This window comes from Streptomyces ureilyticus (genome assembly GCF_011045025.1).
In the GTDB taxonomy this organism is placed as follows: Bacteria; Actinomycetota; Actinomycetes; order Streptomycetales; family Streptomycetaceae; genus Streptomyces; species Streptomyces ureilyticus.
Genome location: NZ_JAAKZX010000251.1, coordinates 1 through 12,329 on the forward strand (window position 1 = coordinate 1; position 12,329 = coordinate 12,329).

9 protein-coding genes and 1 pseudogene are annotated in these 12,329 nt (G+C 68.1%); all 10 read right to left on the reverse strand.

Annotated features, from left to right (window positions below; all coding sequences use genetic code 11):
• Nucleotides 1-616 (reverse strand): annotated as a pseudogene (locus tag G6048_RS41975) (hypothetical protein); the annotation flags it as partial.
• A 15-nt stretch (nt 617-631) separates the two neighbouring features.
• Nucleotides 632-1,165 carry a GNAT family N-acetyltransferase gene (locus G6048_RS41980; protein WP_165344870.1) on the reverse strand — a complete coding sequence of 178 codons (534 nt, stop codon included), beginning with the start codon at nt 1,163-1,165 and terminating at the stop codon, nt 632-634.
• 75 nt (nt 1,166-1,240) lie between these two features.
• The gene (locus G6048_RS41985; protein WP_165344871.1) at nt 1,241-3,166 is read right to left on the reverse strand and encodes a TIGR03960 family B12-binding radical SAM protein; all 1,926 of its coding nucleotides are present in this window, start codon (nt 3,164-3,166) and stop codon (nt 1,241-1,243) included.
• 43 nt (nt 3,167-3,209) lie between these two features.
• The gene (locus G6048_RS41990) at nt 3,210-4,865 is read right to left on the reverse strand and encodes a CYTH and CHAD domain-containing protein (protein ID WP_165344872.1); all 1,656 of its coding nucleotides are present in this window, start codon (nt 4,863-4,865) and stop codon (nt 3,210-3,212) included.
• 151 nt (nt 4,866-5,016) lie between these two features.
• Nucleotides 5,017-6,216: a rod shape-determining protein RodA gene (gene rodA, locus G6048_RS41995; RefSeq protein ID WP_165344873.1), complete on the reverse strand. Its 1,200-nt coding sequence runs from the start codon at nt 6,214-6,216 to the stop codon at nt 5,017-5,019.
• Entirely contained in the window at nt 6,213-8,468 is a 2,256-nt protein-coding gene (gene mrdA / locus G6048_RS42000) for a penicillin-binding protein 2 (protein ID WP_165344874.1), read from the reverse strand. The genes rodA and mrdA overlap by 4 nt, the downstream gene beginning before the upstream one ends.
• Nucleotides 8,469-8,563: 95 nt before the next feature.
• The gene (gene mreD, locus G6048_RS42005; RefSeq protein WP_165344875.1) at nt 8,564-9,259 is read right to left on the reverse strand and encodes a rod shape-determining protein MreD; all 696 of its coding nucleotides are present in this window, start codon (nt 9,257-9,259) and stop codon (nt 8,564-8,566) included.
• 13 nt (nt 9,260-9,272) lie between these two features.
• On the reverse strand, nt 9,273-10,226 hold the full coding sequence (mreC, locus tag G6048_RS42010; protein WP_165344876.1) for a rod shape-determining protein MreC: 954 nt from the start codon (nt 10,224-10,226) through the stop codon (nt 9,273-9,275).
• 139 nt (nt 10,227-10,365) lie between these two features.
• The gene (locus G6048_RS42015) at nt 10,366-11,385 is read right to left on the reverse strand and encodes a rod shape-determining protein (protein ID WP_028802628.1); all 1,020 of its coding nucleotides are present in this window, start codon (nt 11,383-11,385) and stop codon (nt 10,366-10,368) included.
• Between the two features lie 349 nt (nt 11,386-11,734).
• Nucleotides 11,735-12,148 (reverse strand): nucleoside-diphosphate kinase, encoded by a 414-nt coding sequence (gene ndk, locus G6048_RS42020; RefSeq protein ID WP_165344877.1) that lies wholly within the window; start codon nt 12,146-12,148, stop codon nt 11,735-11,737.
• Nucleotides 12,149-12,329: the final 181 nt, after the last annotated feature.

The following is a 12,329-nucleotide window of genomic DNA, read 5'->3' on the forward strand; positions in this document are numbered from 1 at the left end:
GCACCCGCCACAACCAGGCACACCCGGCCCCGATCCCCCGCAGCGCCGCCACAATCCCGTGCCCGAGCGGCGTCAGCACCCGCGCGTACAACCAGCCCGCCGGAACGACCACCAGCACCCGCCACAACCAGGCACACCCGGCCCCGATCCCCCGCAGCGCCGCCACAATCCCGTGCCCGAGCGGCGTCAGCACCCGCGCGTACAACCACACGCCCGGCACGACGAACAGCACATGCCCGAGCCACCCCAGCCCCCGCCCAACGGGCACGACCACATACCGCCACAGCCCCACCCAAGGCCACACGAACACCAGCTTGGCCAGCCACTCGACAGCGGTCACCACGGCCTGCCCCACGGGCACAAGCACCCACATGACCGCCCGCCCCAGCGGCCGGAACACCGTGTCCCTCAGGAACCGCCCCCCGACCACCAGCGCGTCCCACACCATCCGCACCGGCACAACCAGCACAAGCACCACGATCCGCACGGGTATCCGGATCGCGACCGCGAGGCACCCTTCAGGCGCGGCGTCCTGCTGCTGCCCGGGCACGGGCTTGGTCTCGTACGGCTGCGGCTGTGGCACAGGCGTCGCGGACGACGGCTTTTCCAGGTCCATGCTGACGAAGACGCATCAGCGCCCCGTAAGGATCCAGAACCTCAGCTTCCCGCCCCGCTCGTCTTCGAACTCCCCACCATTGGCCTCGATGACCTTCCGCGAACCGACGTTGGTTGTGTCACAGGTGACGAGCACCCGCTCGAGTCCGAGGGCGCGCGCGTACGGCAGAACGCCGCGCAGCATGGCGGTGGCGTGGCCATTCCGCCGCGCGGCCGGCCGTACGCCGTAGCCGATGTGACCGCCGTAGTCGCGAAGGTGGGGCGTCAGCCGGTGACGCACCTGGATCCGCCCGAGATAGGTCTCACCGTCCACGTACCAGTACCAGCTGCCGGGCACGAACCCGTCGGGCCGGCGCCCCTCCTCCAGCTCCTCCTCGCGAACGGCGGCGACATAGCGCGCGAATCCGTCCGGCTCATGCCAGCTGTCGCCGTACACGGCGAGCTCCCTCTTGAGGGTGTCACCGAAGGACTCGCCCTCGGCGAGGTTCTCCTGGACCGCTGCCAGGAAGGAAACACGAAAACGCGGATCAGGGCTGATGAGCTGCGGCATCACCGCATTGTGCCGCGACGCACGAGGGCCCGGCCACGGTATTTCCGCCGTCGGCCGGGCCCTCGCCTCGTCGTCCTACTTGACCACCGTCAGTGGCAGCAGCTTCTTACCCGTCGGGCCGACCTGGATGGTTGTGTCCATGGCGGGGCACACTCCGCAGTCGAAGCACGGGGTCCAGCGGCAGTCCTCGACCTCCGTCTCGTCGAGGGCGTCCTGCCAGTCCTCCCAGAGCCAGTCCTTGTCGAGGCCGGAGTCGAGGTGGTCCCAGGGGAGGACCTCCTCGTACGTACGCTCGCGGGTGGTGTACCAGTCGACGTCCACGCCGTACGCGGGCAGCGTTTTGTCGGCGCACTGCATCCAGCGGTCGTACGAGAAGTGCTCACGCCAGCCGTCGAAGCGGCCGCCGTCCTCGTAGACGGCGCGGATGACGGCGCCGATGCGACGGTCGCCGCGGGAGAGCAGGCCCTCGACGATGCCGGGCTTGCCGTCGTGGTAGCGGAAGCCGATGGAGCGGCCGTACTTCTTGTCGCCGCGGATCTTGTCGCGGAGCTTCGTGAGACGGGCGTCCGTCTCCTCGGCCGAGAGCTGCGGCGCCCACTGGAAGGGGGTGTGGGGCTTGGGCACGAAGCCGCCGATCGACACCGTGCAGCGGATGTCGTTCTGACCCGAGACTTCGCGGCCCTTCTGGATCACGCGGGTCGCCATGTCGGCGATCTGCAGGACGTCGTCGTCGGTCTCCGTCGGCAGGCCGCACATGAAGTAGAGCTTCACCTGACGCCAGCCGTTGCCGTACGCCGTCGAGACCGTCCTGATCAGGTCCTCTTCCGAGACCATCTTGTTGATGACCTTGCGGATGCGTTCCGAACCGCCTTCGGGTGCGAAGGTCAGGCCCGACCTGCGGCCGTTGCGCGTCAGCTCGTTGGCCAGGTCGATGTTGAAGGCGTCGACCCGGGTGGAGGGCAGCGACAGGCCGACCTTGTCCTCCTCGTACCGGTCCGCCAGGCCCTTCGCGATGTCGCCGATCTCCGAGTGATCAGCGGACGACAGCGACAGGAGGCCTACCTCTTCGAAGCCCGTCGCCTTCAGGCCCTTGTCGACCATCTCGCCGATGCCCGTGATCGAGCGCTCGCGCACCGGGCGCGTGATCATGCCGGCCTGGCAGAAGCGGCAGCCGCGCGTGCAGCCGCGGAAGATCTCCACCGACATGCGCTCGTGGACCGTCTCCGCGAGCGGCACCAGCGGCTGCTTCGGGTACGGCCACTCATCGAGGTCCATGACGGTGTGCTTGGACACGCGCCACGGGACTCCGGACTTGTTCGGTACGACGCGTCCGATGCGGCCGTCCGGCAGGTACTCCACGTCGTAGAACGCCGGGATGTAGACGTTGCCGGTCTTCGCGAGGCGGAACAGGACCTCTTCGCGACCGCCCGGCCGGCCCTCCGCCTTCCAGGCGCGGATGATCTCCGTCATGTCGAGCACGGCCTGCTCGCCGTCGCCGATGATCGCCGCGTCGAGGAAGTCGGCGATCGGCTCGGGGTTGAAGGCGGCGTGGCCTCCGGCGAGCACGATCGGGTCGTCGAGGCCCCGGTCCTTCGACTCCAGCGGGATGCCCGCGAGGTCCAGGGCCGTCAGCATGTTGGTGTAGCCGAGCTCCGTGGAGAAGCTGAGCCCGAGCACGTCGAAGGCGCGCACCGGGCGGTGGCTGTCCACCGTGAACTGCGGGACGCCGTGCTCCCGCATCAGCTCCTCGAGGTCCGGCCACACGCTGTATGTGCGCTCGGCGAGCACGCCCTCGCGCTCGTTGAGGACTTCGTAGAGGATCTGCACGCCCTGGTTGGGCAGTCCGACCTCGTACGCGTCGGGGTACATGAGCGCCCAGCGGACGTCGGAGCTGTCCCAGTCCTTGACGGTGGAGTTGAGCTCACCGCCTACATACTGGATCGGCTTCTGCACATGCGGCAGCAGGGCCTCGAGCTGTGGGAAGACCGACTCGACAGACATCGTGGTGGGGACCTTCGTGAGCTGACAGGGGGGACCCTCAAGACTAACGCGTCCCCACGAAGCCCCCAGCCGCGGTGAAGATCGCCGTCCAGGCCTCCGGCAGTGCCCGCTCGGCGTCCGCCGCGCGCTGCTCCTCCCTGCCGTACAGCACGCCGTACGTGAAGGAGCTCTCGCCCGCCGCATGGGCCTGGGTGGCGAGGTCGCGCAGGGCGAGGCGGGTCATCACGCTGTCCTGGTGGTCGCCGAGGAGGCCCTGGAGGGACTTCATCGACTTGACCAGGCTGGCGGCGGGTTCGCCGAGCGCCTTGGTGGCGGCCTCGGCCGCGTACCGCGTGCGCTTGGCCTTCTTGCGGGCATCGTGGATCGCGAGGTCGCGGTCCGTGCCGGGCGGTGCGTCGATGGCCTGGACGACCAGGGCGGACAGCTTCGCGAAGTCCCCGCGGACGGCCTTGCCGATCACCCTGTCGGGCGGGCCCGTGGCGGCCTTGAGCAGCGGCGGCTCGGCGACCAGGGAGTCGAGGGTGGCGAGCAGGTCGAGGTACCGCTTCCCGTCCAGCACCGCGATCAACCGGCGGCGCGAACCACCGCGCCGGGCGTTCGCCCAGGTCCGCAGCCGGGTGCGGACGGGACCGGCGAGCAGGGTGCGCGGCAACTCGTCGAGCGCCGCCGTCAGCCGCTCGGTCAGTACCTCCTGGTCGCGGTCGACGCCAAACTCCCCGGCCAGCCACTTGAGTTCGTCGCCGATCGGATCGGTGACGGCCCGGTCCAGGACCTTCCCGTACGAGCGGAAGCTGCTGCGCAGGCGGCGGGTGGCGACGCGCATCCGGTGCACGGAGTCGTACACGTCGCGCCGTACGGCGGGGTCGAGTTCGACGAGCGCGTCACGCTGGGCGCGTATGTACGCGAGGACGTGGTCGCCCGCGGTGGGCGGCTCCGGCTCGGCGATCAGGACGACCTTGGCCTTCTCGTTCTTGCGACCGGTCGACTTGGCCTGCTTGGTCTGCTTGGGCTGCTTGGGCTGCTTGGGCTGCTTGACCGGCCCGGTTTCCCTGGTCTCCGCCGGTTTTCCGTTCTTCGCCGGTTTCCCGTTCTTCGCCGGTTTTCCGGTCTCCTCCAGCGCCCTGGCCAGTTTGGAGGCGGACTTGGAGCGGCTGATCCCGGCTTTGCGGAGCTTCTTCTCGACCTTGTCGAGGAAGGCGGGGTCGCCGTCGTCGGCCAGCTCCACCTCGATCTCGGTCCAGTCGGTGGTCCTGTCGCCGCCGTTGAGCCGCTCGGCGTGTACGCGGTCGACACTGACCTCGGCGAGCAGGCCGCCGGAGGCGTCGACGAGGTGGCAGACGTCGCGCGCGGACTGGAGCCGTACGACGGGGAGCAGTTCGGCGTCGCGCACCCGGGAGCGGACGAGGCCGGCGAGACCCCGGGGCAGGGCGTCGGACAGCGGGGCGCGGATCTCGTCGCGTACGCCGTCGGAGACCGGCAGCTTCAGATGCCAGCCCGCGTCATCGCCTCCGGTACGGCGGCGCAGCGTGATGGAGGACGCGGCGAGCCGCTGGTCGGCCGTGTCGTAGTAGGTCGCGTCGAGCTCGGCGAGGCCCTTGTCGATGACGCTCGCGACGCCGCTCACGCCGCTCAGATCGGGAAGCCCCGCACCCTCGCCCGCCTCGTACTTACGCTCGATCTCCCGCTTCGTGTCCGCCATGACCTGAATCTAGTCACGATTCGGCATCGGGGGCAGCCCTCAAAGCGCACGCACTCGCCATCTGAGACACATTTAACGTTCTTCCGGACGTTACGTGGCGCTTGCCCAGGCAGCAGCCGTGCCAACGCGATCCCTGCCGACCGGACCCCTCCTACGCGGACATGGGGCGCTGGACCCGGATCGACTGCAACAACCCCACAGCCACCCACACCGCGAACATCGACGACCCCCCGTACGACACGAAGGGCAGCGGCAGCCCTGCCACCGGCATGATCCCCAGCGTCATGCCCACGTTCTCGAAGGACTGGAACGCGAACCAGGCGATGATCCCGGCGGCGACGATCGTGCCGTACAGCTCAGTCGTCTCGCGGGCGATACGGCAGGCGCGCCACAGGATGAGGCCCAGCAGCAGGAGGATCAGCCCTGCGCCGAGGAAGCCAAGCTCCTCGCCCGCGACCGTGAAGACGAAGTCCGTCTGCTGTTCGGGGACGAACTGGCCGGTGGTCTGCGAGCCGTTGCCGAGCCCGGTGCCGAACAGTCCGCCCGAACCGATCGCGATGCGGGCCTGGTTGGTGTTGTAGCCGACGCCGGCCGGGTCGAGCTCGGGGTTGGCGAAGGCGGCGAAGCGGTTGATCTGGTACTCGTCGAGGACCCCGAGCTGCCAGACCGCGATCGCGCCCGCCGCACCCGTGCCCATGAGGCCGAGCACCCAGCGGTTGGAGGCGCCGGAGGCGAGCAGTACGCCGAGCACGATGATCACCATGACCATGACCGAGCCGAGGTCGGGCATGAGCAGGACGATCAGTATCGGGACGGTGGCCAGGCCCAGGGCTTGCAGGACCGTGCGATGGTCGGGGTAGGGCTTGTCGCCGGCGTCGACTCTGGCCGCGAGGAGCATCCCCATACCGAGGATGATCGTGATCTTCACGAACTCCGAGGGCTGCAGCGAGAATCCGCCGGGCAGCTTGATCCACGCGTGCGAGCCGTTGATCGTGGCGCCGAGCGGGGTCAGCACCAGGATGATGAGGACCACCGAGATGCCGTACAGGATCGGCACGGCCCCCCGCAGTGTGCGGTGGCCGAGCCAGACCGTGGCGATCATCAGGGCGAAGCCGATGCCCGTGTTGAGCAGGTGCCGGACCAGGAAGTAGTACGGGTCGCCCTGGTTGAGCTCGGTGCGGTTGCGGGTCGCCGAGTAGACGAGGGCCGCGCCGATCACGGAGAGGGCGATGGCCGAGAGCAGTATCGGCCAGTCGAGCCGGCGCGCCAGCGAGTCGCGGGCGAACAGCCGCGCCCAGACCGAGCGTTGGGGCCCGTAGCCGGAGACGGAGAAGCCGCTCGCGCCGGTCATTCGGTGGTCCTCCGCCTCTTCCTGGAGCGATCGGCGCGCCGTCGGGTGTCGCGGTTGTTGCCGGTGTTCGGGGAGGGCACGGTGGCGGCCGGATCGTCACCGGTCGCCGCCTGCTGGCTCTCCTGGGTCGCTTCCTCCTGCGGCACGTACTTCCCGATCTTCGGGGCGTCGATCGAACCGTCCGGCTGGATCTTCGGCAGGCTCTTCTGCGGCTGGGGCAGCAGGGCCTTCTTCTTGTTGATCTTGCCGTCGTCGGAGACGCCGTACAGCGCGTCGTAGATGTTGCGCACGGCGGGGCCGGAGGCGCCGGAGCCGGTACCACCCTGGGAGATGGTCATGACGACCGTGTACTCGTTGGTGTACGTGGTGAACCACGAGGTCGTCTGCTTGCCGTAGACCTCGGCGGTACCCGTCTTGGCGTGCATCGGGATCTTGTCCTGCGGCCAGCCGACATCGGCGAAGCGCCAGGCGGCCGTACCGCGGGTGGCGACTCCCTCGAGGGCTTCGTCTATCTCGCCGAGCGCCTGCTTCGACATCGGCAGCTTGCCGTGCGGCTTCGGGGCGATCTCCTGGACGCTCTTGCCGTCGGCGCTGACGATCGCCTTGCCGACGGTCGGGTCGTACATGGTGCCGCCGTTGGAGATCGCCGAGTAGATGGTGGCCATCTGGATCGGGGTGACGAGGGTGTCGCCCTGGCCGATGGAGTAGTTGACGGAGTCACCGGCGCGCAGCCTGTTGCCTTCGAGGCAGTTCTCGTACGCGATGCGCTCGGCGTAGTCGCCGCTCTTCTTGCCGGTCTTGCACCAGGAGTCCTTGTTGGCCTTCCAGTAGTCCTGCTTCCACTGGCGGTCGGGGACGCGTCCGGTGACCTCGTTCGGCAGGTCGATGCCGGTCTCCTTGCCGAGGCCGAACTGGTGGGCCGTCTTGTAGAACCAGTCGTTGGCGTTCTTCTTCGGCTTGTTGCCGCCGTCCCGCTTCCACTCCTCGTGGGAGAGCCGGTAGAAGACGGTGTCGCAGGAGACCTCGAGCGCGCGGCCCAGCGAGATCGGGCCGTACCCCTTGGACTCGAAGTTCTTGAAGACCTGGCTGCCGATGTTGTACGAGCTGGAGCACTGGTACGGGCCGTCGAAGGAGTAGCCGGCCTTGATCGCGGCGGCCGTCGGGATGACCTTGAAGACGGAGCCGGGGGCGGACTGGCCCTGGATCGCCCGGTTCAGCAGCGGGTAGTTGGACTTCTTGCCGGTGAGCCGTGCGTAGTCCTTGCCGGAGATGCCGCCGACCCAGGCGTTGGGGTCGTACGACGGGTTGGACGCCATGGAGACGATGCGGCCCGTCTTGGACTCCATGACGACGACGGCGCCGGAGTCCGCCTTGTAGTTCTCGCCGGTGTTGTCGTCGAACTCCTTGCGGGCCTCCTTCATCGCCTTTTGCAGCTCGTACTCGGCGACGCGCTGGACCCGGGCGTCGATGCTGGTGACGAGGTTCGCGCCGGGCTGGGCCGGGTCGCTCTTGGCCTCGCCCATGACGCGGCCGAGGTTGTCGACCTCATAGCGGGTGACGCCGGCCTTGCCGCGCAGCTGCTGGTCGTACCTGCGCTCCAGGCCGGACCGGCCGACCATGTCGGAGCGCAGGTACGGGGATTCGCTCTTCTCCGCTTCCTTGATCTCCTCGTCCGTGACGGGTGAGAGATAGCCGAGGACCTGCGCGGTGTTGGCGTCACCGGGGCTCGCGTAGCGGCGTACGGCCTGGGGTTCGGCGGTGATACCGGGGAAGTCCTCGGAGCGTTCGCGGATCTGGAGGGCCTGCTTGGCGGTGGCCTCGTCGGTGATGGGGATCGGCTGGTAGGGCGAGCCGTTCCAGCAGGGCTGCGGCGTCTTGGAGTCGCACAGCCGCACCTTGTCCATGACGTCCTTGGGCTTCAGGCCCAGCACGTCGGCGAGTTTGGTGAGTACCGCCTCGCCGTCGTCCTTCATCTTCAGCAGATCGGTACGCGAGGCGGACACCACGAGCCGCGTCTCGTTGTCGGCGATCGGCACACCGCGCGCGTCGAGAATCGACCCGCGCACGGCCGGGCTCACCACCTGCTGAACGTGGTTCCCGGACGCCTCCTTGGCGTAGGCGTCGCCTTCGCGGATCTGCAGATACCAGAGGCGTCCGCCGAGAGTGGCGAGGAGGGAGAAGACGAGGATCTGGATGATAACGAGCCGAATCTGGACGCGTGGGGTCCGCCCGGTCTCGGGGATATTCGTCACTGCGGCTGCCTCCCCCTCTCAGTGTGTGTATGTGTCATATCCGACGCACCTGTGAGACCCGCAGATCTGCGGTCGGCCCGCCAACTTCCGTACCCTCACAGCCGCTTGACCCCCTTGATCCGTCCGGCCCGGGCCACGCGGTTCTTCGCGGACTTCATCCGGAGCCCGCCCGCGGCCTTCATCCGCAGCCCGCCGCGCTGGCCACCGAGGCGCAGCCCCGTGCCGCCGGAGGACAGCCAGCCGGAGGAGACGTCGGTCGCCTTCGCGGACGTGGTCTCGGCGAGCGGATCGTTGTCGGCGCGGCGGGCGAGCGCCATGATCCCGGGCACCACGAAGGGCGCGAGCAGCAGGTCGTACAGCGCGGACGTGAACAGCAGGCTGCCCAGGCCCACATGACGTGCGGCGGTGTCACCGACGAGGGCGCCGACTCCCGCGTACAGAAGCGTGGATCCGATCGCCGAGGCGACGACCACGACCATCGGACCGGTCGCGGATCTGATCTGGCCCTTGTCGGGCTTGGCGAGCCCCGCGAGGTAGCCGATGAGGCACAGCACGAGCGCGTAGCGCCCGGCGGCATGGTCGGCGGGTGGTGCGAGGTCGGCGAGCAGGCCGGCGCCGAAGCCGACGAGGGCGCCGCCGACGTGGCCGTACACCAGGGCCAGGCCGAGCACGGTGAGCAGCAGCAAGTCCGGTACGGCGCCCGGCAGTTGGAGGCGGGCGAGGATGGTCACCTGGATCACCAGGGCGACGATCACCAGGGTGGCGGAGAGCAGCATTCGGTTGAAGCGCATACGGGTTCAGCTCCTACTGCTCTTGCTGCTGTTCGGGCAGGCCGTCGGCGGGCGCCCCGGCGGACGGGGTGACCGTCACGGTCACCGTCGGCCTGGGGGTCGGCTTGGGTTTGGGCGGCAGCACCTGGTCGCGCGGGTCCCTGGGCGGGGCCTGGGTGACGACGCCGACGACGTCGAGCTTGCTGAAGCCGACGTACGGCTCGACGTAGATGGTGCGGGTCAGATCGCCGCCGGAGGGGTCGACGCGGGAGACGACACCGACGGGGACACCGGGCACGAACGGCTTGTCGGCCTGGGAGCCGAAGGTGACCAGGCGATCCCCCTTCTTGATCTTGGCCTTGCCGTTGAGCATCTCCACGCGCAGCGGCCGGTCGCCCTGGCCGGAGGCGAAGCCGAGTTCGTCGGTGGACTCCATGCGCGTACCGACCGTGAAGTCCGGGTCGCTGGCGAGAAGCACGGTGGCGGTGTTCGGCCCGACCGTCGTCACGCGCCCAACAAGCCCATCCCCGTTCAGGACGGTCATATCGCGCTGGATGCCGTCGTTCGCGCCCACGTCGAGGGTGACGGTCCAGGAGAAGCCCTGGGCCGCTCCTATCGCGATGACTTCGGCGCCCTTGATGCCGTACTGCCCGGCGCCCGCCGTCTTCAGGATCTTGTTGAGCTGCTTGAGCCGGCTGCGGTTACGGTCGTCGCTGCCCAGCTCCGCCTTCAACGCGGCGTTGTCCCGCTCCAGTTGGGCGATACGGTCGTGCCGGTCGCCGGAGTCGCGGACCGCTGCGATCGCGTTGCCGACGGGGTCGACCGCGGAGGACACCCCGTTCTCGATCGGGCCGAAGACCGTGGCGGCGGCCGAGCGGGCCCCGTCGACGGGCGAGTCCTCGCCGCCGCGGATATCCACCGTGATCAAAGCGAACGCGATGGCGATCAGCAGCACCAGGAGCAGCCGGCTCTCTCGTGTGTCCCTCACGTGCGGCGGCCGTGCCTTCCTCGTCGGATTCGTGTGGGGCTCCCCTCGGCCGGGGCGCTTTGGGGGAGCTTATGCCTCTATATCAACGATCCGCCGCACGAGAGGAGATCATCCCGTACGGCGGAATCGAAGAGTTACTTCATCTGCGGGGCTGGGCGTCCAGCACCTGCTGGAGCGCCTCGAACTCCTCTACGCACTTACCGGAACCGAGCGCCACACTGTCCAGCGGATCCTCGGCGATATGGATCGGCATCCCGGTCTCGCGCCGCAGCCGCTCGTCGAGCCCGCGCAGCAGCGCGCCGCCGCCGGTCAGCACAATCCCGCGGTCCATGACGTCACCGGACAACTCCGGAGGACACTTGTCGAGCGTCGTCTTGACCGCGTCGACGATCGCGTTGACCGGCTCCTCAATCGCCTTGCGCACTTCGGCGGCGGAGATGACGACGGTCTTCGGCAGACCGGAGACCAGGTCCCGGCCGCGGATTTCGGTGTGTTCGTCAGCGTCGAGGTCGTACGCCGAACCAATCGTGATCTTGATCTGCTCGGCAGTCCGCTCACCGAGAAGGAGGCTGTACTCCTTCTTGATGTGCTGGATGATCGCGTTGTCCAGTTCGTCACCCGCGACACGGATGGACTGCGCCGTGACGATTCCGCCGAGCGAGATGACCGCGACCTCCGTGGTGCCGCCGCCGATGTCCACCACCATGTTGCCCGTGGCCTCGTGGACCGGCAGTCCGGAGCCGATGGCCGCGGCCATCGGCTCCTCGATGATGTGCACCTGGCGGGCACCGGCCTGGGAGGAGGCCTCGATGACGGCGCGCCGCTCGACACCGGTGATACCCGAGGGCACACAGACGACGACCCTCGGCCGGGCGAGATACCGCCTCTTGTGGATCTTCAGAATGAAGTAGCGGAGCATCCGCTCGGTGATCTCGAAGTCGGCGATGACGCCGTCCTTCAGCGGACGCACCGCGACGATGTTGCCGGGAGTCCGGCCGATCATCTTCTTCGCTTCGGCACCCACCGCGAGGATGCCACCGGTGTTGGTGTTGATCGCGACGACGGACGGCTCGTTGAGTACGATCCCTCGACCCCTGACGTACACCAGCGTGTTGGCGGTCCCGAGGTCGACAGCCATATCACGGCCGATGAACGACATTGAGTTCCCCATCAGGATTCGTCTGGCCTTCCCAAGTGGAGCTTTTGATGGCTTGTTAGGTCGGCGAGGGTGTGCGCTGTGACGTGAAGGCTTCCATCGTAGTCGCGCCTGCACCGAACACCGCGCGAGGGTCTTCGCCAATGTCAGCAGATGATGTGCCGCCTCGCTTGTGGAGACGAGCCAATGGAGGCATGCGTTCCCCCGATCGCCACGCATATGCCAGGCCCTGGCGCTTTTTTGCGGCAGGGCCTGGTCAGATATAGCTCTTGGTTGACGTAGCGTCAGAAAATCTTCGCGTACGCCGGGTGGGTGTGCCGTGTCGCGACGGGACGCGACCGGGTATCCGCGATCAAGCCAGTCCGGGGAAGAAGATCTTCATCTCGCGCTCGGCGGACTCCTCGGAGTCCGAGGCGTGGATCAGATTCTCGCGAACGATCACACCGAAGTCACCGCGAATGGAACCAGGAGCCGCCGCGATCGGGTCAGTCGGACCCGCAAGCGCGCGCACCCCCTCGATGACCCGCTCCCCCTCGACAACCAGGGCAACAACGGGCCCAGAGGCCATAAAAGCGACCAGCGGCTCATAGAAGGGCTTGCCCTTGTGCTCCCCGTAGTGCAGCTCCAGGGTCTCCTGATCCAGGTTCCGCAACTCCAGCGCGGTGATCTGCCAGCCGGCCTTACGCTCAATCCGGCTGATGATCTCGCCGGTCAGGCCACGACGAACAGCATCGGGCTTGAGAAGGACGAGGGTGCGCTGGCTCACGTGGGAACTCCTTAGCAACAGTGATGGGACCACAGAGATTACAGGGCGTACTTGAGGGACGGCGCCCCTTCAGGGCCGCGGGCAGCCGCAGGCCTTTCAGGGGCGCGGGGAACTGCGCGACAAGCCACGACGCACCTACAGCCGCGACACAACGTGTCACCCCCACCCCGGTAGGCACCCC